The sequence below is a fragment of the Sulfurimonas sp. genome (assembly GCF_023228785.1).
Taxonomy (GTDB): Bacteria; Campylobacterota; Campylobacteria; order Campylobacterales; family Sulfurimonadaceae; genus Sulfurimonas.
Genome location: NZ_JALOAN010000007.1, coordinates 15,817 through 38,304, shown reverse-complemented (window position 1 = coordinate 38,304; position 22,488 = coordinate 15,817). Strand labels below are relative to the sequence as shown.

The window sequence follows — 22,488 nt, the reverse complement described above, 5'->3', positions numbered from 1 at the left end:
TTAAGCTCTTAGAGTTAGTCTTCTCATCTCTTTTATAGCCTCAGCTAGACCACAAAAAACGCCTCTTGCTACTATGCTTTGACCGATGTTTAACTCGGTTATCTCTTTTATGCTCATCATATATGAAACATTGTGGTAGTTTAGTCCGTGACCTGCTGCTACTTGGAGTCCTAGTTTTTGTGCGTGAGTTGCTGCACTTTGTAGCGCTTCTAGTGAGTGTTCAAGCTTACTTGCCAACTCATAGCGAGGAAGTATAAGCTCTTTTATGGCGTGGTTTGAGTGAGGAAGGTTAGAGTTTAGCATTGCAAAAAGGTTTGCAAAAAGTCCTGTGTGAAGTTCTACCATCTCAGCGCCCAACTCTTTTGCCATCTCCATAGCTTCAATAGTCGGATCTACAAAAAGAGATACTGGAATTATGGAGTCGTGGAGTTGTGTTATTGCAAAGGCTATTTCATCTTCATATTTACATAGATCTAGTCCGCCCTCAGTCGTTACTTCTTCTCTTTTTTCAGGAACTAAAGTTGCACGATGAGGTTTTAAAACACTAACAATATTTAAGATATCTTTGTCAATGCTACATTCTAAGTTTACTGGTAGTTTTGAGTGCATCATAATGTTTTTAACATCTATATCTTGAATGTGTCTTCTATCTTCTCTAAGATGTATTGTGATCTGATCTGCTCCATTTGCACAAGCGACACTAAGAGCCTCTAAAATATCTGGATCATTTACTCGTCTTGCTTCTCTTAAAACTGCTACATGGTCTATGTTTACGCCTAATTTCATACTGCTCAATTTTTATCCTTTACATTTTTAACAAACTCTTTATAGTTGTTCTCAAGCTTTTCATGATCTTGTATCAACTCTCCAAAGTGAACTTGAATCTTTTTTTTCTCTTTAAATGGAGCCTCTTTAAAAGTTCTCTCTAGTGTGTCATTTATAAAGACAGGCACTACATCTAAGTTGTTTGCTTTTGCAATTTTTTTTGCACCACTTTGAAACTCTAAAATATCTGTGGTTTTGTTTCTCTCTCCCTCTGGGAATATATAAATGTTAAAGTCATCTACTTTTTTTAGAGTGTGTTTGATCTCTTTAAAAAACTTTAAAAGTCCTCTTCTGTTTTGTAGATCTACACTAATACAACCGCTATATCTAAAAAAATCACCATAAAAAGCGTCAAATAACTCTTGTTTTGCTATCCAAGTTCCACTCTTGTCATGCTTTGCAAATATGTGTTCCATAACTATAATATCTAGTAAAGAACGATGGTTTATAGCGTATAAGATCTTGTCCCTTTGAGGTATTTCACCTATAAGTTCTACTTCTATATTTAAAAACTCTATGATTGCGTTTGAGTATGATTGTCTATCTTTTGAGAGTTGTTTATAAGCTAGTTTTAGAGATATAAATGGATGAAAATATGTCTTTTTAAAGACTTTAATCTGTTTGTAACCAAGTTCAACCATAAAGATGAACTTGCCTAGTTTTCTTAGCATCTATTATTTGCGATGCATAGGGTGTTGATAATCGTTTCTCTCACAAGCACTAAACATTGTGATGACTCCGATTGACAAAACTGTAGCTAAAATAATTGTTCTCATATTGTTCTCCATGCAGTATATTTGTTTTAAAAACTCTTTTTTATTATATCATCTATTTTATTTATCTTAGAGGTATTCGCAAAACAAGATTTATCCCCACAAACCATAAAATCTTTATCTTGTGAAGCTCTTTTTACTACAAAAGGGTAGTTTAAAAATGCTAACTCATTAGCTGAGATCTCAAGGTTTTTTATATTTGACTTTATGACTCTATCGCCCTTTAAATATCTTAACATTTGAGATAACATATATGGATAAATAACAGGTCTTCGCCCAAGCTCATAAGAGTTGTACTCTAGCGTTTTAAAAGCAAAATGAGAATACTTGTCATCTTCTAAAAGGGTAGATAGTGAGAGTAGGGCATCGAGCATTATACTGACTGAACTTGTATATGTGTTGTCAGCTATCTCAGCTTTGGTCTCAAACTCTCCTTTACTAAAGTACCAACTTCCACGATCGTAAAACTTCTCTAAAGCTATGTTTGCAAACCTTTGAGCTTGAATGAGGTAGATCTCATCTTGTGTGGAATTAAATGCAGCTATAAGAGCCTGAGTTAAATAGGCATAGTCTTCTAAAAATGCTTCAACTTTTGGCACTTTATGTATAAGCGTTGTGTGATATAGTTTTGAGTCTATAAACATGCTTCGAAGAAGTGCATCTAAACTTTTTATAGCTCTTTGTTTGTACTTGTTGTCAATGTCTCCTAAAGTAAAGAGTGCTTTTATCATCATGCTAGACCAAGAAGTTTGGATCTTTTTGTCTATGAAAGGGTACTCTCTTTTAGATCTGATGTTTTGTAAAATCTTTTTAACATCACTAAAGTAAGAAGGAATAACTCCATTGTCAAAACGGATGATATTTTTACCCTCAAAGTTTCCACCTTGTGTTACGCTCATCTCCTTTAACATTGACTCTATATCTTCGTAGTTGTTGTTTTTCAAAGCATCGTAAACTTCATCGTAACTATAAACAAAGTAAGTTCCCTCTTCGCCCTCGCTATCTGCATCAGAAGCACTATAAAAAAGGTCATCTTCACTCATTGACTCATACCAAAAGTCAGCACACTCTTTTGCTGTAGTTAAAAAACTCTCATCTTTGTAAGTCAAGTATGCTTTTGCGTAAACATCGCAAAGTAAGGCGTTGTCGTAGAGCATTTTCTCAAAATGAGGAACTAGCCACTTCTCATCTACGCTATAGCGGCAAAATCCTCCATCTACAAGGTCGTAGATTCCACCTTTTTTCATAGAATTTAGAGTGTGTAAAATCATAGCTTTTGCAGCTTTGTCGTCGTAGAGTCTATCAAGAATTGTAAGTGCATTTAGAGTTGAAGCGTGAGGGAATTTTGGAGCAACTGTGAAGCCTCCATGTTTTGTTTCGTAGTTGTTTTTTACTTGTAGCATAAAGTTTTTTACAAAATCTTCTTTTAGTAGAGTTGCCTCTTTTGGATGCTCTTTTTTGTTTATAAACTCCTCAATCTCATCTGCATTTTTTAAGATCTGCTCATCATTTTCTAAGACTTTTTGACCTATGATTTTTGTAAGCTCAATAAAGCCCATACCCTCGATCGAGCTTTGAGATGAGTGCGGTGGAATGTAGGTTCTTGCAAGAAATGGCTTATTCTCTGGCGTACAAAATATAGAGGTTGGCCAACCACCTGAGCGGCGATTTAGTAGCATATAGACTTCTTGGTAGTGTTTGTCAATGTCTGGTCGCTCTTCTCGATCTACTTTTATAGAGATAAAATGCTCATTTAAAATGTCTGCACACTCTTCATTAAGAAATACATTTTCTTCCATAACATGACACCAATGACAAGAACTGTAACCGATGCTGATAAAAATAGCTTTGTTCTCTTCTTTTGCTTTGCTAAAGGCTTCATCACCCCACGGGTACCAGTTAACTGGATTGTCTTTGTGTTGTTGCAAATACGGAGAATCTTCTTTTTGGAGTCTGTTTGACATCGTTACTCTTTTGTGTTGGTTTTTATATTGTAGAGTAGGGAAAATTTTATGATGATATGCTTAAAGATTTGAGATGAAAAAAAATCTTATTATAAGATGATATTTCTCATATCTTTTAGCAACTCACATAAAAGGTCTGTTTCGTTTTCTATATAGTACTTTTGTAGAGTCTCTATCTTGTCTTTGGAAATTTTATCTTTTAGCCCTAAGATGATTTTGTCTATATCTTCATCAAGGACAAGTGAATAAGATTCAAATTTAGCTACAACATCATCTATAATCACTTGAAGTTCTTGTGTTGTGATGTTTTGAAGTTCAACTCTTGCTAGTGGTATGATTTTTTCTTCGATCTCTTTAAGGGTGTATTGTAGTTCTATAAAAAGCTTTGTAAATAGTTTATCGTTAGTTAAATCTTTCTCTAGATCTATACAAAGCTTATAAATAGTGTTGATTTTCAGATTGCCAGATGTGCCTTTTAGTTTATGGATAAAATCTTTCATCTCAGTAGAAGTTTTAGCGAATTTTAAAGACTCTTGTAGATCTACGGTATAGCTTCTAAAGAAGCCTGTGTAGTATCTGTATATAGACTGCTCATCACTACTGAGTTCTTTTTGTAAGCCTAAAATATCGATACCGTTGATGTCAACTAGTAAACTCTTTTTATTATCTATCTCTTTGACATGCACTATCTTAAAATATTTTCTAAGTAATTTCTCCACTTCACTCATGTTTATAGGCTTTGAGAGGTGTCCATTCATCTTTGACTTAAGACTAAGATCTTTGTCTTCTTGCATAACTGCAGCACTTAGAGCTATGATAGGCGTAATTGTGTCAAACTCTCTTATTTTCATAGTTGCTGTGTAACCATCCATGATAGGCATATGAATATCCATAAAGATAATGTCATAACTCTTTTCTTTTGCTTTTTGTAGAGCTTCTTCTCCATTATTTGCTAACTCAACTACAAAGCCGATATTTTCTAAGATTTTAGTTGCTACGAGCTGGTTTGTCTCGTTGTCCTCTACTAAGAGAGCATTATGTACTTTTTCTAGTTGGAACTTTTCATCTGAATCATCTTCTATTTTTTGTTCTTGATATTTTTTGTTAAAGAGTGTTTCATAGAGTGTTGATGGGGTGTATGGTTTGTTTAAAACTTTGTTTATAACAATGCCATCTTTTTTTGCTTTAGCTAAAAGAGCTTCTTTATTGTGAGCTGTTACAAACAAAATATTTTCAGTTGAGATACCATCTCTTTGGATCTTTTGTATAAGTTCTAAACCATCAAGTTTTGGCATTTTCCAGTCTATCATTACATAATCAAAATCAGCATTTTTTATCTTTGTATAAGCATCTTCTCCATCTACGGCAGTTTGAAGCTTAATTCCCCATGAAGTAAAGATGTTTGAGACATAATCTCTTTCTATCTCACAGTCATCTACAAACAAAAAGTTAGCTTGTTTAAATTGTGAGATTGTCTCATAGTTAAAGAGTTCATCTTTGATATATTTTAGTTTAAGAGTAAAGCCTAGTGTAGATCCTTTGTTTAGTTCACTCTTTAGCCAGATCTCTGAGTCCATTAACTCTACGAGTTTCTTAGATATCATAAGTCCAAGACCAGTTCCTCCATACTTTTTAGTAGTAGAACTATCTCCTTGCTCAAATGCTCTAAAGAGTTTTTTTTGTTTCTCTTGGCTTATTCCTATGCCTGTATCTTGAACTGAACACTCGATGGTGACATTTTCATCATCTAGATCTTTTAGCTCAAGATGAACATTAACATGTCCTTTATCTGTAAATTTTATACCATTTCCTATGAGGTTTGTAAAAACTTGAGTGAAACGAAATTGGTCGCCTATAAGAGTGTTTGGGATCTTTGGATCTACTGTAAATATATAGTCAAGCCCTTTTTCAAATGCTTTATAACTAAACATATCTGATAAGTTTTGCATCATATTATCTAGAGAGAATTCATCTTGAAGTATATCTATCTTGTTTGCTTCTATCTTTGAATAATCTAAAATATCATTAATAACACTGAGTAAAATTTTAGAGGAGTTAAGAGATTTTTGTAGATATTCTTTTTGAATAGGATTTAGATCTGTCTCAAGAGTTAGCTTTGTTAAGCCTATCATTCCATTTAGTGGTGTTCTTATCTCATGAGACATATTTGCTAAAAACTCAGACTTAGATCTGTTGGCTTTTTGAGCTAACTCTTTAGTGCGTTTAAGCTCATCTTGTTCGACTTTTCTTTGTGTTATATCTTTTGTACTTATAAGAAAACTCTTTTTATCTGGCATCATAGCCATAGACATACTTATGGTGATCTCTCCGCCACCTTTAATTACACAAGTCTTTTCAAAATTCTCTACATGTCCATTTTTCAAAACTTTTTGTGTTATATCTTGAGCTTTTTCTTTATCCTCTGGGATAGTCATATCTATACACTTTTTAGTTAGTAACTCTTCTCTAGTAAAACCGGTCATATCAAGATAAGCATAGTTAAACTCTAAAAATTTAGAGTCTAGATCTAGAATCGCTAAGCCATCTTTAGAAGTATCAAAGATAGTCTCAAAGAGTTGTTTATGTTCTTCATTTTTAGTAATATCCATACCAATAGTTGCTAGATAATCCATACTTCCATCATCTTTTTTAACTAAGGTATTTGACCACTCAAACATTCTCTTTTGACCATCTTTAGATATCCAAGCATTTTGGTGACTCTTTATGACCTTTCCATCTTTTGCATTTTCTATAATGCTTAAAACTTTATCTTTAATCTCAGGTGGTAGAAGAACCTTCCATTTGTATGGCTCGCTTGATATCTCTTCTTGTGTATATCCAGTAAACTCTTCTGCATAGTTGTTGAGTTTTATCATAACTCCATTACTGTCAACAACGGTGATAATAGCATTAGCACCATCAATAATACTAGAGACAAAGTTTTTTTCATACATAATCTGTTTTTGAAGTTTATGCTCAGCAGTTGTGTCTCTAACTGCGGTATATATTAGATCTTCATCTTCAATTTTAATAACTACAGCAGTAATAGAAGCATTGAAGGTAGATCCATCTTTTCTTTTAATGATAGTCTCAAAACTACTTCTCTCTTTAGATATAGATGCTACAAGTTTTTCTAACTCCTCATCTTTATACTTCATCTCCCAATCACTTACCTTTAGGTTTCGCATCTCCTCATCACTATATCCTAACATCTCACGAGCTAGTTGACTGTACTCTATAAGCTCAAGCTTTTTATTGATAATAAGTATGCCATCAGAAGAGAGCTCTAAAAGACTCTTGTATCGATTTCTTTCTTGATTTACCTTTGCATCTAAGAGTGTTAACTCTGTAATATCTTGGACTGTACCATAAGAAAATAGTGGGTTGCCATCTAAGTCAAACTCAGTATTACACTGTTCACTTACATACTTAATACTTCCATCTCTCATTATGATTCTATGTGCGATGCTGTAAGGTTTTTTTGTCTGAAGAGAGTTTGTGTAAGCTATACTTATTTTTTCTTTATCATCTGGGTGAATCATGTTTAAAAATAGACTATAACTTGGAGAAAAACTATCTTTATCTACTTCAAAAATATTGTAGATCTCATCTGACCACTCTATTTTTTGAGTTTTACTGTCAAGTTCCCAAATGCCTATCTTTGCTATTTTTTGTGCAGTTTGCAGCTGTTTTAAAGCTTTTGAGAGTTTATTTTCATTGTTATACTCATTAGTTATATCGCTTATGTAGCTTATGTATTGAGTAATGTTACCATCTTTATCTCGATCTACTATTGTTTGATCTAGCATCCATTTCTCTTGTTTGCCTTTTGTTATGATCTTATATGGAGTGTGTTTGAAAAAATCAACTTCACTTTTAGACAAGCTTAGTAACTCTTTTTTTACTTTTTCTACATAATCTTCATGGATACAATCTAGATATGAAATCTTATTTTTTAAAAAGTCTTTGGCTTTGTATCCAAATATTTTTGATATATTTTTTGATACATATTCAACACTCAGTTTGGCATCATTATTCCAAATAAAAAGTATAGCGTTAGTGTTATCAAATAGTTTTTCAGTAACTTTTTGCTTAAGATGTTTTTTCATTAATATTCCAAATTCTTATGATTGTTTGGATTCTAGCAAGAAAGATATAAATACTGCATAAATAAAAAAACACAAATCCTTAGACAAAAAAAAGACAAAGCAAAGCAAAGTGAATTTTGCAGAGAAGAGATAAATGCCTTTTTTAGTTAAGGTGTGTGATAATGACACTGTTTATAAAGACAAATCTACTTTAGATATAACAATTTTTAATAAAGGAAAAAAATGAATAGAGTTACACCATATGGAGCTGCACAAAGTGTTACTGGATCTTGTCACTTAGTAGAACTGCTAGGCTTAAAGATACTTATTGATTGTGGAATGTTTCAAGGCGAGTTTGGTTTAGAAAAAAACTATGATGATTTTGAGTTTGATGTGAATGAGATAGACTATCTTATCATTACTCATGGACATTTAGATCATATAGGAAGAGTTCCAAAGCTAGTAAAAGATGGTTTTAATGGCGTTATTATCGCAACTCAAGCAACAAAAGAGATAGCAAATATCATGTTAAATGATAGTGCAAAAATCCTCAAAGAAGAGTACAAGACTCTAAGAAGAAAAGCTAAAAGAAGAGGTGATGAGAAGAGAATAACAGAGCCACTATATACAATAGATCATGTAAAAGAGGTTTTTTTAAAAGAGTGGCAAATCCTTGAGTATCGTAAAGAGCTAAACCTCTCAAAAGATGTAGCTATCACATTTGGGGATGCTGGACACATCTTAGGAAGTGCCTTTGTGATGATAGACTACAAAGATAAAGAGAGTAAAAAAAGAGTTGTTTTCTCAGGAGACATAGGAAGTAAAGAGAGAATGATCTTAGATCCACTTGACACACTCAGTAGTGCTGATACTCTTTTTATAGAGTCAACATATGGAGATAGAAATCATAGATCTCTAAAAGAGAGTATAAAAGAGTTTAAAGAGACTGTAATAAACACACTAAAAAGAGATGGAAATGTCATCATCCCATCTTTTGCAATTGAGCGAACACAAGAGATACTTTGGCTTCTTAACAATATGCAAGCGGATGGAGAACTCCCAAAATGTCAAGTTTTTTTAGATAGCCCACTTGCTACAAAAGCAACAAGACTATATGCTAAATATCCAGTGCATCTAAACGAAGAGCTAGAGCTTCACGCACAGGAGAATGGCAATCCTTTTAAGTTTGCCTCGCTAAATATAAGCGCTACAAAACAAGAGTCTCTTTTGATAAACAAAGTAAAAAGCAGAGCTATCATCATAGCAGGAAGCGGGATGTGTCATGGCGGTCGTATAATGCACCATCTAAAACACCGTTTATGGAATGAGAAAAACTGTGTTATTTTTGTAGGTTTTCAAGTTGAGGGAACTTTAGGAAGAGAGATCATTAACGGATATGAGTATGTGAAAATATATGGAGAAGATATAATAGTAAAGGCTCAAGTAGAGACTATAAATGGCTTTTCAGCTCACGCAGGACAAAATGATATGATAGAGTGGATGTCAAATATACGAGACCTAAAGAACTTGTATTTAATCCATGGTGAGAAAGATAAGATGAAAATCTTTACACAAAAGATAAAAGAAGAACTAGATCTAGATGCCAAGATAGTTAAGTATGCTGAGATTGTGGAGTTATAATAAGAAGAACTTTAAAGACTACACTCAATGCACAGCGCAGATGCTAACTAAAGGCTTGTATATATCTCTTAAGTTATAAAGATTTGCTATCCAAGAACTTTGTGCTAAAATAACTGAATTTATTAAGCATTCACAAATAACATGAATGCTGTCAAATATCAGGATAGAAAAGCATGATTAATGACTCAACAAAAGATTTGACTCCTCTTGATATGTCTTGTATGAAAGGCATATCATCTATACAAAAATTTCTGATAAAACAAAATGCAAAAGTAGCACCTCGCATCTTAAGCCTCGCATCTGAGATGTACTCTCAAACAACAACAAAGTCAGATATTTTTGAGTGGATTATGGAACTATAAAGCAAAGGATGAAAATGGCAAACGTACCTCATCAATTTGAAAAATTAACTTCCAGAGAAGAAAAAATAGTCGTCATGATTGGTGCAGGTATGTCATACGGTTTGGTGCCTATGGCAAACGAATTAAAAAAATCATTAGAGTTAGTTACTAATAATTTATTAATTAAAGACGATACGCTATCAGCAGAAGGTGACCCGTATAAATATGCTGATATTGTCTTGAAGTATATACATAATCAAGATAAACTAGTTCTTGCACAGAATATGGGGATTATTAACAATCCAAAATGGTTTGCTAAAGTTGGTCTACCTCTAAGAGGCACGACACCAAGACATAGAGTAATTGCTCGTTTTGCCAGAGAAAACTTGCTTCACGAAGTATGGAGCTATAACTGGGACACTGTTTTAGAATCGGCTTTGGAGGCCGTTGGATTTACACGTGGACGGAAAGATGGAATAAGACAACCTTGGAATACACTTTTTGACTGTATGATTACTTATGATAATTTAACTGCCATTCCTACGGATGGTTTTTTTAAAGTTTATAAGCCTCATGGTTGTTTACATGCTATGAAAAAAGCTCAGGAATTACAAATAAGTAATCATACTGAATCAAAAAAAATTGCTGACCGTTTTATGGTAGGATACAATGAACTATCATCAGATAAGAAGTGGACAGACCAAGAGCCTGGAGCTACTTTTCTAAGTTTGATGCATACAAGTCTAAATCATCATGTAGTGGTTATCGGATGGAGTCTGCCAGAAAAATATGTGCATGACAAACTGGAGTATATAATGAAACCTATTAAAGTAGAAGTAGAACATCTTTCCATTATTGACCCATCTTATCAAACAGGACATGCCACTATTGCTAATCGTTACAAACTGAATCAAAATGACACACATTTTGCAGTTTCTTCAACTCAAAAAGGTTTAACGACAGATAACCTCTTTTTGGCATTACAAACAAAATATTCATTGAAGCAATTGCTAAAAAATACAGATGAACAAAGTGACGAGTGGAATACCATTAAAAATGTTCTTAGTCAATGTGATTTGGGAAATGCTAAAAATGCACTTATCTATTGGGCGGATGATTTTTTACCAGCATGGATTCGTTTGTGTTGGCGTACCGGGCACTTAAAAGTTAGAACTTTTAATCCTTTTGACATTCGATTAGAAAAACAAGATGTGCATATTCCCTATCAAGGTATTGAAACTATTCGTATCGATATGGAGATGGCAGCTACAATTTTCCATTACATTCAAAACTCAAAAATAAATTGGGATTTCTCAACATTTCCAGGAGGACTTTGGGATTATGAAAACACTCGATTGGTAATTCCTCTACCAAATGCAACATTTTCAACATTACATGTAATAAAACCTCTTGTTAAAATGATTGAAGAAAAAGTAGCATACATCACAAGCATTGTTATTATGCCAATAACGCATAATGCTCTTCATAATTCATCAACTAATATATTAAGAAATTCAATTATGCAAATTGTGTCAAAGCCACAATTACTGCAAGATAATTTCTGGAAAAGTACCAACAATCTTATAGACTATGAGGACATAATATGAATTCTATTGAAACAATTAAAACATATCTCACAAAAAATTATCGCAATCTTTATGATGATTCTTTTTCATTTTGTGAATCTTTGGAACAAACACAAATAAAACCGACATGGCTTTGGATTGATGAACATTTAAAAACTACAACAACAAAACAAGATGGTGGGCTGATAATAGATCCAGAAATTGGAGTATGTCTTTTTATTCTCCCTTACAATTCACAAAAATTAAACACTCAAATTGCCAAAGCACTTAATTATCGCTCTAAACTTTTGTTTGAATACTTGCCAGAATCTGCAGATGTCAATGGAATGTGGAACATAATAGTGCATTGGTATGTTGAAGAAAAAGATTTAAGTGATTGGGTAAAACAAGTCGCTGATATTCGAAGAGAGAGTGCACAAATTGAAGAGGTACCTATTGATGCCATAATATATAAGCAAAATGAAATTGAAAATGCATGTGTAAAACATCGATTTCCAAGATTGCTGCTTCAAACGCGTTCAATACTTTCAAAAGAGAAGTATGATGATATCGAAAAATGGTCAAGTGCCAATACTAAAATCAAGCTTGCTGTACAACAAGCAAAAAAGCATTTAATAGATAAATTTGATGAAAAATTACATCAGCAAATATTTAATGAAATTGATGTTTTTATTGACAAAGAGGAACAAACTGAAGAAACATCTGAAGTATCTTTAAGGGATACTAAAACTTATCAAAATATTTCTATAAACAATTTTCGTAATATTAACAAGTTAGATATTCCATTAGGCGACAAAAACTCTATTACTGCATCAATTGTTCATGGTCCGAATGGTACAGGGAAAAGTAGTATATTTGAAGCATTTTCATTTGGTCTTGGCAATACATCGAAACGGTATAGAAATTATTTTGATGATAATAACCACAATAGAAGGAATGCTTACAAAAAAGAGTATCTTTTTCCAATCAATAAAAAGGATTCTCCTACAATTAATATCAATGCAAAGAATCATCCTATTGACTGTGAGCATGATGTACACGAAAGTTCAAAACGTCTAAACATGATTTCTGGCACACTTCTTTCACAAGAACAAACTGGCGAGTTTACCAAAATGCCTAGAAGTGAACTTGGTAATATTATTCTTGGACAATCATCAACGTTGGCAATGGCATTGCAAGAATTTATTACATCAAGATATAGTCAAGTACGTGAAACTCAAAAAGATTATTTAAGACGCTATGGAATTAATGCTCAAGTAAGGAAGATTGATACAGCATCTCACAAAGTCATTGGCTCATATCTCAATCAAGTATTTACAGTTCCATCATCTTTTTTAAATTGGCTTTCGAATCATCAATTGTCAGAACATCCATTTTTTATGGCTGCACAAATATTCAAAAGTGAATGGAATGATTTTTCTGCTCAAAAAGTGATTTATGAAAAAACAATAGTTAGTGGTAGTGAAAACCAAAAACAACAGATAATTTCAAAACTTTTATTAAATAAAGGGAAACTATTATCGAAAAATCATGAGTTTTACAATTCAGTAAATAAATATGCAACACGCTTTGATTATGATTTAATTGCAGACATCGAAAAATGGTCGCAGTGGCTTCAGGCACAAACATCTTTAGCCAATAAAGATTCTTCTCATATTACAGAAATTAAAATTCAACGCAATGAATTTTCAAAACAGCGAGAAAAAGTTATAAAAAATGGACAACGACTAAAAGCGAGGGTTGAACATATTCAAACAGTTCAAATTTTCATGGATACACATTCATGGGATGAAATATCTCCTAATGAATGTCCTACATGTGGGTCTGATTTAACAAATCGCCAAGGTGCCCATCAGGCTATCTCATTATTATTTCAGCAAAGTCAAAGTGAACAAAATACTCTTCGAGATGAATATAAAACACTCAGCGATAAAATTAAACAATTGGATTTAACATTACTTAGTTTGGGTAAAATGCCAAATCCACTTTCATCTGAAAGACAGATTGAACTTCAAGAAAAGCTACTTTGGCTAATTCCAAATGATATATCTTTTAGTGATTACCTTTCATCAGAATCAAATACAATATTTCTTAAAGAGATCATACAGATTGTTCAACTACGCCAACCAATAAATGAAAAAATATATACTGAAGATGAAATAAATGCAATGTCTATAGATATTGCAAAAAAAATTGAACATGAAATTAATAGTATTAAAGAAAATTTTGAACAAGAAAGAGCTTGGACACAAGTTGAAAAAGCCATTAATGAAGAAATAATGCATATTATTGATGAACATTTACCATCAACTTATCAATTGCTATGGATGGAAATTGCTGAGGCATTAACACCTGCACCGTGGCAATATCAAGGTAAAGTTCAACTTGACGCTGACTTGAAAAACAAACAATCAGCCGTAACTGTTGATATAGTTGGAGATGATGATGGTATTCAACGTTTGGCACACTATATACTTAACGGTGCCGAAATTCATGTCTTAGGATTAGCATGGTTTTTCACGAGATATTTAACTTTCGGAAGATTTCAACATGCAGCTATTGTTTTAGATGATCCTGCTCAGGAAATGGATCAACATACCTTCAAGGATTTGTGTAGATTTTTTGAAATATTAGTACGCTTACACCGTGTAAAAAAAATTCCTCTTTCCTTTGTTGTGATGCTACATCAAGATGAACGAGCCGTTGAACTTGTAAGGATGTTAAATGGTTGGCTACATCAATTACGATGGAATCATGATGGTAATGTTGATATGATGACATTAAAATTAATGACCGATGAATTTAAAGCACCATTCCCAAATTTTTTAAGTATTGCATAGACGAGCCTCTCTGAAATTAAATTATGTCCCTATTACGAGGGACAACATCTAACTTTTAACACGTTTATACAACACAGATATATTGCTTGTTTTAAATATTGATGAAAGGAAGTTATAATACTTGGAATATTAAGCTAAATAAAAAAGGTAATTCATGCACCCATTAAGACTAGATATTGACAACTCTGTCTATTTACAAGTTTTATTTTTTGTAAAACAGTTTAAAAAAGATGTACAAAAAAGTTCAAGACTTATAGCTTGCAAATTGTTTACGAAGAAAGCTTTTCAAAGTCTCTTTTAAACATACTTACTTTCATCTCCAAAGATAAAAAATTATCCGCCATAAAATTTAAAGACAATCTAAAAGAAAAAATAGAACTTCTAAAGCAATCCCCATTTAAGTGTAGAAAATTAAGATCTATAAATAATAAAACTATCATAATTTAAGAAAGCGTTTAAAATTCCAGTATCTACTTTCAAACTATTTTGAACTTTTATTTCTTTCTATAATGCGACATAAAGTAGTTAAAAGAGTGTTTTAGAGCTTTGTTTGTTAACTCTACAAAGTCTTTGATCTCTTTGTAATTTTCTTCGGCTTTACTTGAGAGGGTGTCAAACTTTTCGTTTGCGTCTTTATAAAGGCTCTCAAGCTCTTTTGCACCTATATCAAATTGTTTTTTAGCTTCTTCACTTAGATGGGAACTTGCTTCTTTGATCTCATCTATCTCTTTTTGGAATTTAACCAACTGTTTCTTTGCTTCTGTAACTATTTCGTCTTTCTTCATAATATACCCTTTTATTAAGTTTACTTATCTTAATTCTATCATAGATAATTTGATATATATATTTGACCTAACAGTTGCTTAAGTAGAGACTATGAGTGAATCTACATTTTAATTGTAAAAATTATTTACCAATTGTTTGGGCAAATGTTTCTAACTCAGCATCTGAGTACTTAGCAACTTGACCTTTCATTACAGCTTTCATAACTCCGCCGTAAGTTCCACTTTTGTAGCCCTTTAATGCTGTTGCGATCTCTGTATGTGATAAATCTGCAACAATTTTTGATTTGCCAAGTGCAACTTTTTCAAAGTTAACGCCATGACAAGCTGCACAAGCTTTTGGTTCTACTGCGCCCATGAGAACGACACTACTAATAAATAATACGAAAGCAATTTTTTTCATCTTAAACCCTTTTTTGTGTTAAATCTTTTGAGAGTATACTACTCTACACAAAATTAAAAACTTATCTATTAGAAAATTTTAAATATATTCAGAAAAATTTTATATTTTAATTATCAAAAACTGGCGTTACATAAGATTTTAAAATACAAGCAGATATACTAAAGGCGAAGATACTTTTTAAGTAAAAATAAACTAAGTGAAGGTGTAGATGCTAAAAAAAGTTGTAGTCGTTTTTATATTGATCTTGATAGTTATAGCGATGTTTTACTATAAAGACAAAGTAAGAGAGCAAAAGATAAATCACATCATGGATCAAGTCTCTATCGCCCTAAAGTCAAAACTCAAATCTGACAAGATGGATGATCTAAAGATGGCACTCTTTTTATCTAAAAATAAAGCTCTGGTTGATGCTTTAGAAAATGATGATGAAGATCTAGGCTACAAACTACTCTCAGATATAACTACAACCATAAAACAAGAAACAGATCTATTGATAAGAGCTCAGATCATAACAAAAGAGTTTAACATCTTCGCTAGAAGTTGGGATGATATGTATGCTGGAATGCCACTGGGTGAGTATAGAAAAGATTTTAAATACTTTGAGACTAACAAAGCACCAAGAACTTCCATAGAGATAGGAAGACGACTTGGCATAAAAGCCACAGTTCCCATATATAAAGACTCTGAGTTTTTAGGTTTTGTAGAAGTTATATCTTTTTTTAAATCTACCACAGAGTTTTTTAGCTCCATGGGTGTAGATATATATGTTTTATTGGATATAGAGCATATAGAGACTGCGGTACTTATGATGGAAAATTTAATGATAGATGAGTATATTGTCTCAAACAGAAACTACAACTATGATCACATTCAAACCTTAAAAAAGATAGATTTCCAAAAGCTAAAGTTAGATGGACTAGCTTATGAAGATAGTAAGTATATCTTTTATGAGACTATGTATGATGGAGACTATAAAGATATAGGTGGATTTGTTTTTGTGCTTGAGGAGAAATATTTAGACTACTTTAGAAATCCAGAAGATGATATATCTTTTCTCATAAATGTTACAAGAAGCGGACTCTATGATGTTGTAAAAAGAGAGAAGTATAACAACAATGTTTATAGTAAATACTCGGCTAACTCTATGGTTTATCTCCAAGATGTAATAGATACACAAGATAGACAGATCTTTTTGGATGAGGCTTATGAAAAGTTCGATGCGTACTCAAAAGATGAGCTTATACAGATGATGCTAGAGAGAAGTGTTGTTAAAAAAATAGATGGAAAGATAAAATGAGAATCCTACTTTTAGAAGATGAATATTCACTGCGAATTAGTATAGAAGAGTTTTTAACAGATATAGGTTATGAAGTAGATGGTTTTATGGATGGGCTTGAGGCATATGATGCCATATATGAGAGAGTTTATGATATCTTGATTTTAGATGTAAATGTACCATCATTAAGTGGTTTTGAGCTTTTAAAAAAATTAAGAGAAGATGATAAAAAAATTCCTGCAATATTTTTAACTTCTATGAGCAATATAGATGCAGTAAAAAAAGGCTATGAAACGGGCTGTTGTGACTATATAAGAAAACCATTTGACTTAGAAGAGTTAGAACTTCGCATCGACCAAGCATTGGCTAGTTTTTTACAAGATGATAGCTCTTTAGTGCATTTTGGTTATGAACTTTCATATGATATGAAAAGAGGCAAACTTACCTTAGGACAAGAAGAGATCTTGCTTAGAAAAACAGAACAAGAACTCTTAGAAGTGCTTATAAAAAATAAAAATGCAGTTGTATCTACTCAAATGTTTCAAGATGAGGTTTGGGGAGAATATGTTGAACCTGCCACCATTAGAGTACAACTCAATAACTTACGCAAAAAATTACCAGATGATGTTATACAAAATAGAAGAGGCTTAGGGTATATCATTGAAAGATAACCAAAATTCAGCAAAATACGCACTAATATATACATCTTTAGTCTCTATGATACTCTTAACTCCGCTTTTCTTTTACTTTGTATATATGAAAAATATTCACTCTATAGAAAATGAGTTACTACTAAAAGAAAAATCAATACTAATCATAAAAGCGATGCAAGAGTACAATCAACATGAAGAGTATTTTGAATATCCAAGATTTAAAACATTTGAATCAGGGCTTTATAATGAGAGGTTTAAACCTATTTTTTCTCTTATAGACTATAAGATAAAGTATTTTAAAGATGGCTATCACTTAGAAGACAATGACGCTTACTTAATAGTAAAACTTCCAAAAGGTAGATATTTTGGAGCCTCTTATCTTATAGTAAAAAACAAACTCTCTTTTGCTTCTGTTTATGAAAAAGTTTTATATATACTCTTTAGCATAGTTATTCTTATCTTTACACTTAGTGTATTTTTTCTACAAAGTTTTGCAAAGCCATTTCAAAGAATGAATAAACAGTTAGACAACTTCATAAAAGACTCTATGCACGAGATCAATACACCACTATCAATCATAAATGTTAATATTGACCTCTACAATAGAAAAAATGAACCAAATAAGTATATGCAAAGAATGAAGGCTGCATCTAAAGTTTTATCCAACATATATAACGATATGGACTATCTGATAAAGCATGAGAGGTTAGAGTATGAAAAACAAAATATCAACTTCGATAAGTTTTTAGGAGAGAGAATAGAATACTTTAGTGAAGTAGCTCTTATGAAAAATATAGTTATAAAATCAAATATACAAGAGTCACTGCTAGTTTATATGAATCCAAAACAACTCCAAAGAGTTATAGACAATACTCTCTCAAACGCAATCAAGTACTCATATGAAAACTCAAAGATAGATATAAGTCTTCATAAAAAGGAAGAAAAACTTTATATGAGCATAAAAGATTATGGTGTTGGGATAGAAAATGTTGAGAACATTTTAAGCAGATACTATAGAGAAAATATCAATAAAGGTGGCTTTGGCATAGGTCTGAGCATTGTAAAATCTATAATTGATAAAGAAAACATACAACTCATCATAAACTCAACTCCGAAGAAAGGAAGTGAATTTTTGTACGTATTTACTTCTATAAATAAATAAATCTAATAAATAAACATCATTTTACATTAATTTTACAATGAAGAGATAAACTTGTTTCTGAAATAAAAATAGGAGGAACAGAGTATGAAAAAAACTGTGATGATATCGCTGTTAGTGGGTGCTTCACTTTTTGCTGCTGATTATAGTGGTGTAATAGAAAAACCCAATGCAAGTAAGATAATCAAAGATGATTTACTAGCTAAAGCTACAGTCTACGCTATGCCAGAAGGTTGTATAACAACAGATAAGGATGCTATTGCAAGAGGTGCTTATATATTTCACAACTTAAATAGTAAACAAGCAGGACAAAAGCCACCAAAAGGCATAGATATAAAAGATAGTGATACTAAACAGTACGGAAACTGTGTAGCTTGTCATAATATTGAAAAAGCTCAAGGTGGTGGAAACATAGGTCCAGATCTAACTCGATACAAGGCTATGTTTATGGATAGTGGTGTTAGAGACCATCAGTTTGTTTTTCAGAAAATTGCTGATCCCCGTATAGACAACCAAAACACACACATGACAATTAACTTAACTACTAAGTTATTTACAACTAAAGAGATATGTGAAATTACTTCATATGTTATTTCAACAAAATAAGGATAAACAAATGCAAAGAAGAGATTTTTTTAAACAACTAGGTGCAGTAGCTGCGGTAGCTGCGATAAGTCCAGCAATAAGTTTTGCAGATGAAGCAAAAAAACTATCAGGACCAAATGATCTTTCATATAAAGCAGCAGTAGATGCAATTACTGGTGGAAAAGGTGCAGAAGAATCTTCAAAAGTAAACTTAAAAGTTCCAGAGATTGCTGAAAATGGTGCAGTTGTTCCTGTAACTGTTGAGGTTGAGTCTCCTATGACTGATAGTGATTATGTGAAATCTATTCATATCTTAGCTACAAAAAATGCTAACACTAGATGTATTGATGTACATTTAACTCCATCAAATGGAAAAGCTATGTTTGCAACTCGTATAAAATTAGGTGGGACTCAAGATGTAGCTACCGTTGTTGCACTTAGTGATGGCACATTTTTAACTGCAACTCAAAATGTAAAAGTTACTATTGGTGGATGTGGTTGATATTCAATCATTTAATAAAAATCTAAATTGAATGCTCTGAACAATTATTCAGTTGGATCCTGAATCAAGTTCAGGATGACGTGTACTCCGTCATTCCGTGCTTGACACGGAATCTAGTTTATAGATTAATCAGAGGGTTCAAATAAAATAAAATAAATTAAGGAAAATAAAAATGTCAAGTAGAAAATCACTTATTAAGATTAAGCCAAAAAGTTACAAAGATGGTGAAATAGTTAAAGTTAGTTTTATGGTTATGCATCCTATGGAAACAGGAATGCGTAAAGATAAAAAGACTAAAGAAGTTATTCCGGCAAAGTACATAAACAGTGTTAAGTTTGACTATAACGGAAAAGTTATTACAACTATGAATGTGTGGGAGTCGCTATCTACAAACCCTGTTTTTACAACATATATGAAAGTAAATGGTGAGGGAAAACTAAGTGTTACGTTTAGTGATAGTACAGGTGAAGTTCACGAAAAAAGTATAAAGATTAAACCAAAAGGATAATCAATGAAGGGCACAATTAAAATAGTACTTTCTCTCACGCTACTTTGGTCACTCTCTTTTGCGAGTGAGCAGTTTTCTATGAGTGATGCAGATCGTGAAATGTATGCTGAGATGTTAGAAGATAATCCGGCTGATATTATGGTGGGAAATGGTAGCGAACTTCTTGAAGAGTATTGTGGTGGAGATGCTGGACTTGCAGAATTTTTAAATGTTAGCGAAGATGAATTACCAGCTTATATAGCAGGTTTTCCACGATATTTAAAAGATTTTAAACAAGTAGTTGCTCTAGATCAAGTACTTCAAGCTCTAATGAGTAAAAATGGACACAAGCCATTTGCTCTAAAGAGTTCAGATATGTTTGACATGGGTGCTTATGCGAAGTCTATAGCAAATGGAGAAAAAATTCAAATAGATGTAGATGCAAATAAACATATAAAAGAGTCTTATGAACTTGGCAAACTCACTTTTGAGCAAAAAAGAGGCTCAAGAGGACTCTCTTGTCTATCTTGTCACTCATCACAAGTTATAGGAAGTGTCTTAAGAACTCAACCATTACCAGACTTAAGTGCAAAAGGTAATGCACCAGCTGCTACTTGGCCGGCGTATAGAATGACAAAGTCATCTCTTAGAACTTTGCAACGCCGTTTTCAAGGATGTATGAATAACGCTTTGTTAGCAGTTATTCCTTTGGGCTCACCTGAGATGGTAGGACTTGAAGTATATCTGACTCAAGAAGCCAAGGGATTTGAAATAGCTATCCCTGGACTAAAAAGATAAGGGTGAAATAATGGAAATTTCAAGAAGAGATTTTATGCACATAGCTGCTATCTTTGGGCTAGGTGCGGTTAGTGTTGGATGTTCTAAAAGTGGCGTTAGAACTCCTGCACAGATATCACTAAAAGATATTTATGATTTTAAGGCAACTGGAAACTTTACTCTTTTGCATATGTGTGATATTCATGCGCATTTAAAGCCACTATATTGGAGAGAGCCATCTACTTTAATCTCTGCTCCAAATCTTGTGGGAACTCCTGGTTTTTTATGTGGTGAAGCTTTTGCAAAACACTATGGACTAGAGCCTAGTAGTTTAGATGCTTACTTTGATACGCATATAGATTTTGAGACTTTAGCTAAGAAGTTTGGAAAGATGGGCGGAGTAGCTCATATGAAAACCTACCTAGATCATGTAAGAAAAGAGAGAGGGGCTGAGAATGTTCTCTTTTTAGACTCTGGAGATACATGGCAAGGAACAGGTGTAGCACTAAAGACAAGAGGCGAGGCGATAGTAAAAGCTCAAAACTACTTAGGTGTAGATGTGATGGTTGGACACTGGGAATTTACTTATGGTAAAGAGAGGGTAAAAGAGCTCATAGAGATGCTAGATGCTAAGTTTATCTCTCAAAATATAGTAGGAAATGACCCATTTGCTGATGAGTATGAGGAGTTGATTTTTGAGCCTTATACAATTGAGCAAAGAGGTGGAGCTAAGATTGGAATCATAGGACAATCTTTTCCATTTACTTCAACTGCTAATCCTAGAGAGTTTACAGAGGGGTGGAGTTTTGGCATCAGACCGGAGACTCTTCAAAAGTATGTAGATGAGTTAAGAGGTGAGCACAAAGTTGATTGTGTTGTTGTCCTCTCTCATGATGGTTTTAGCGTTGATCAAGAACTAGCTCGTATGGTTCATGGCATCGACTTCATTCTTAGTGGACATACACATGATCCATCGCCAAAACCTATAGTAATAGATGGTACAGTAATTGTTATAGCTGGTAGCCATGGTAAATATGTTGGTCGCCTAGATATAGATGCAAAAGATGGAAAAGTCCATGGTTATGAGTATAAACTTGTGCCAATAGCATCTAATCTAATTCCAGCAGATCCAGAAGGTGTGAAGCTTGTAGAAGAACTTTATGCTCCTTATGCTGATGAGATGAATGAAGTTTTAGGTAAAACTAAAAACACTCTATATAAGAGAGATACGTTTTTCTCAACTTTTGATCAACTTATAAACGATGCTATCATGGATGAAATGAAATGTGATATCTCTTTTACTCCAGGATATAGATGGGGAACTACAGTCTTAGCAGGCGAAGATATTACTATGGACAATGTCTATGAGATGTGTGCGGTTACTTACCCTGATGTATATACTTTTGAGCTAAAGGGTGAAAATATTGCAAAGCTTTTAGAAGATATAGCTGACAATGTTTTTAATGCAAATCCTCTCTATCAACAAGGAGGAGATATGAGTCGTTTAGGTGGAGTTACATATAGCATAGCTGTAGGTAATAAGGCTGGCGAGCGAATATCTAGTCTAAAAGTTGGCGGAGAAGCCATTGTTTTAGATAAAATATACATTGTCTCATCATGGGGCGGAAACTTGCAAAATGCAGGACAAAATCTTCAAAAAGATAAAATCAGACCAGTGTATGATGTGGTTCGTGATTATATTAAAGATAAAAAGGTGGTGGATGTAAGCAACGAGGGAAATGTTGTTTTACTAGACTATGATTGTGGGTGCCCGACTAAGGGTTCACAAAAAAATAACTTGTAAAG

General features: G+C 33.0%; 18 protein-coding genes. 12 read left to right on the top strand and 6 right to left on the bottom strand.

The window, feature by feature from the left end:
* From M0Q24_RS02885 to M0Q24_RS02870, 4 genes are all read right to left on the bottom strand, one after another.
* Positions 1-786 carry a pyridoxine 5'-phosphate synthase gene (locus tag M0Q24_RS02885; RefSeq protein WP_295047077.1) on the bottom strand — a complete coding sequence of 262 codons (786 nt, stop codon included), beginning with the start codon at positions 784-786 and terminating at the stop codon, positions 1-3.
* Between the two features lie 5 nt (positions 787-791).
* A complete protein-coding gene (locus tag M0Q24_RS02880) occupies positions 792-1,496 on the bottom strand; it encodes a 1-acyl-sn-glycerol-3-phosphate acyltransferase (RefSeq protein WP_295046978.1) in 705 nt (234 codons plus the stop codon).
* 131 nt (positions 1,497-1,627) lie between these two features.
* Positions 1,628-3,562 (bottom strand): thioredoxin domain-containing protein, encoded by a 1,935-nt coding sequence (locus M0Q24_RS02875; protein WP_295046975.1) that lies wholly within the window; start codon positions 3,560-3,562, stop codon positions 1,628-1,630.
* Between the two features lie 89 nt (positions 3,563-3,651).
* Positions 3,652-7,671 (bottom strand): PAS domain S-box protein, encoded by a 4,020-nt coding sequence (locus M0Q24_RS02870; protein ID WP_295046972.1) that lies wholly within the window; start codon positions 7,669-7,671, stop codon positions 3,652-3,654.
* 222 nt (positions 7,672-7,893) lie between these two features.
* On the opposite strand from M0Q24_RS02870, the gene M0Q24_RS02865 reads away from it, so the two are divergent.
* From M0Q24_RS02865 to M0Q24_RS02850, 4 genes are all read left to right on the top strand, one after another.
* Positions 7,894-9,291 (top strand): MBL fold metallo-hydrolase, encoded by a 1,398-nt coding sequence (locus M0Q24_RS02865; protein ID WP_295046969.1) that lies wholly within the window; start codon positions 7,894-7,896, stop codon positions 9,289-9,291.
* Positions 9,292-9,464: 173 nt separating this feature from the next.
* A complete protein-coding gene (locus tag M0Q24_RS02860) occupies positions 9,465-9,653 on the top strand; it encodes a hypothetical protein (RefSeq protein ID WP_295046967.1) in 189 nt (62 codons plus the stop codon).
* Between the two features lie 14 nt (positions 9,654-9,667).
* On the top strand, positions 9,668-11,239 hold the full coding sequence (locus M0Q24_RS02855) for a hypothetical protein (RefSeq protein WP_295046964.1): 1,572 nt from the start codon (positions 9,668-9,670) through the stop codon (positions 11,237-11,239).
* A complete protein-coding gene (locus M0Q24_RS02850; RefSeq protein WP_295046961.1) occupies positions 11,236-14,058 on the top strand; it encodes an ATP-binding protein in 2,823 nt (940 codons plus the stop codon). Before M0Q24_RS02855 ends, M0Q24_RS02850 begins: the two co-directional genes overlap by 4 nt.
* Before the next feature lie 494 nt (positions 14,059-14,552).
* Here the strand turns inward: M0Q24_RS02850 and M0Q24_RS02845 are convergent, their stop codons facing one another.
* On the bottom strand, positions 14,553-14,843 hold the full coding sequence (locus tag M0Q24_RS02845) for a hypothetical protein (protein WP_295046958.1): 291 nt from the start codon (positions 14,841-14,843) through the stop codon (positions 14,553-14,555).
* Positions 14,844-14,964: 121 nt separating this feature from the next.
* Positions 14,965-15,243: a cytochrome C gene (locus M0Q24_RS02840; protein ID WP_295046956.1), complete on the bottom strand. Its 279-nt coding sequence runs from the start codon at positions 15,241-15,243 to the stop codon at positions 14,965-14,967.
* 208 nt (positions 15,244-15,451) lie between these two features.
* On the opposite strand from M0Q24_RS02840, the gene M0Q24_RS02835 reads away from it, so the two are divergent.
* The 8 genes from M0Q24_RS02835 (at position 15,452) to soxB (ending at position 22,486) form a co-directional block, all read left to right on the top strand.
* Entirely contained in the window at positions 15,452-16,540 is a 1,089-nt protein-coding gene (locus M0Q24_RS02835) for a cache domain-containing protein (protein WP_295046953.1), read from the top strand.
* Positions 16,537-17,190 carry a response regulator transcription factor gene (locus M0Q24_RS02830; protein WP_295046950.1) on the top strand — a complete coding sequence of 218 codons (654 nt, stop codon included), beginning with the start codon at positions 16,537-16,539 and terminating at the stop codon, positions 17,188-17,190. Before M0Q24_RS02835 ends, M0Q24_RS02830 begins: the two co-directional genes overlap by 4 nt.
* Positions 17,180-18,334, top strand: coding sequence for a HAMP domain-containing sensor histidine kinase (locus tag M0Q24_RS02825; RefSeq protein ID WP_295046948.1), 1,155 nt, complete (start codon positions 17,180-17,182; stop codon positions 18,332-18,334). The genes M0Q24_RS02830 and M0Q24_RS02825 overlap by 11 nt, the downstream gene beginning before the upstream one ends.
* An 84-nt stretch (positions 18,335-18,418) precedes the next feature.
* Entirely contained in the window at positions 18,419-18,937 is a 519-nt protein-coding gene (gene soxX, locus M0Q24_RS02820) for a sulfur oxidation c-type cytochrome SoxX (protein WP_295046945.1), read from the top strand.
* Positions 18,938-18,947: 10 nt separating this feature from the next.
* Positions 18,948-19,418, top strand: coding sequence for a thiosulfate oxidation carrier protein SoxY (soxY, locus tag M0Q24_RS02815; protein WP_295046942.1), 471 nt, complete (start codon positions 18,948-18,950; stop codon positions 19,416-19,418).
* A 172-nt stretch (positions 19,419-19,590) separates the two neighbouring features.
* A complete protein-coding gene (gene soxZ / locus M0Q24_RS02810) occupies positions 19,591-19,926 on the top strand; it encodes a thiosulfate oxidation carrier complex protein SoxZ (RefSeq protein WP_295046939.1) in 336 nt (111 codons plus the stop codon).
* Positions 19,927-19,929: 3 nt separating this feature from the next.
* A complete protein-coding gene (soxA, locus tag M0Q24_RS02805) occupies positions 19,930-20,703 on the top strand; it encodes a sulfur oxidation c-type cytochrome SoxA (protein WP_295046936.1) in 774 nt (257 codons plus the stop codon).
* Between the two features lie 10 nt (positions 20,704-20,713).
* Positions 20,714-22,486 (top strand): thiosulfohydrolase SoxB, encoded by a 1,773-nt coding sequence (soxB, locus tag M0Q24_RS02800; protein WP_295046933.1) that lies wholly within the window; start codon positions 20,714-20,716, stop codon positions 22,484-22,486.
* The last annotated feature ends 2 nt before the right edge of the window (positions 22,487-22,488 follow it).

What these genes read in the sequence shown, in the direction of transcription:
- M0Q24_RS02885 (WP_295047077.1), bottom strand. Translation starts at nt 786, where the DNA reads ATGAAATTAGGCGTAAACATAGACCATGTAGCAGTTTTAAGAGAAGCA.
- M0Q24_RS02880 (WP_295046978.1), bottom strand. Translation starts at nt 1,496, where the DNA reads ATGCTAAGAAAACTAGGCAAGTTCATCTTTATGGTTGAACTTGGTTAC.
- M0Q24_RS02875 (WP_295046975.1), bottom strand. Translation starts at nt 3,562, where the DNA reads ATGTCAAACAGACTCCAAAAAGAAGATTCTCCGTATTTGCAACAACAC.
- M0Q24_RS02870 (WP_295046972.1), bottom strand. Translation starts at nt 7,671, where the DNA reads ATGAAAAAACATCTTAAGCAAAAAGTTACTGAAAAACTATTTGATAAC.
- M0Q24_RS02865 (WP_295046969.1), top strand. Translation starts at nt 7,894, where the DNA reads ATGAATAGAGTTACACCATATGGAGCTGCACAAAGTGTTACTGGATCT.
- M0Q24_RS02860 (WP_295046967.1), top strand. Translation starts at nt 9,465, where the DNA reads ATGATTAATGACTCAACAAAAGATTTGACTCCTCTTGATATGTCTTGT.
- M0Q24_RS02855 (WP_295046964.1), top strand. Translation starts at nt 9,668, where the DNA reads ATGGCAAACGTACCTCATCAATTTGAAAAATTAACTTCCAGAGAAGAA.
- M0Q24_RS02850 (WP_295046961.1), top strand. Translation starts at nt 11,236, where the DNA reads ATGAATTCTATTGAAACAATTAAAACATATCTCACAAAAAATTATCGC.
- M0Q24_RS02845 (WP_295046958.1), bottom strand. Translation starts at nt 14,843, where the DNA reads ATGAAGAAAGACGAAATAGTTACAGAAGCAAAGAAACAGTTGGTTAAA.
- M0Q24_RS02840 (WP_295046956.1), bottom strand. Translation starts at nt 15,243, where the DNA reads ATGAAAAAAATTGCTTTCGTATTATTTATTAGTAGTGTCGTTCTCATG.
- M0Q24_RS02835 (WP_295046953.1), top strand. Translation starts at nt 15,452, where the DNA reads ATGCTAAAAAAAGTTGTAGTCGTTTTTATATTGATCTTGATAGTTATA.
- M0Q24_RS02830 (WP_295046950.1), top strand. Translation starts at nt 16,537, where the DNA reads ATGAGAATCCTACTTTTAGAAGATGAATATTCACTGCGAATTAGTATA.
- soxX (WP_295046945.1), top strand. Translation starts at nt 18,419, where the DNA reads ATGAAAAAAACTGTGATGATATCGCTGTTAGTGGGTGCTTCACTTTTT.
- soxY (WP_295046942.1), top strand. Translation starts at nt 18,948, where the DNA reads ATGCAAAGAAGAGATTTTTTTAAACAACTAGGTGCAGTAGCTGCGGTA.
- soxZ (WP_295046939.1), top strand. Translation starts at nt 19,591, where the DNA reads ATGTCAAGTAGAAAATCACTTATTAAGATTAAGCCAAAAAGTTACAAA.
- soxA (WP_295046936.1), top strand. Translation starts at nt 19,930, where the DNA reads ATGAAGGGCACAATTAAAATAGTACTTTCTCTCACGCTACTTTGGTCA.
- soxB (WP_295046933.1), top strand. Translation starts at nt 20,714, where the DNA reads ATGGAAATTTCAAGAAGAGATTTTATGCACATAGCTGCTATCTTTGGG.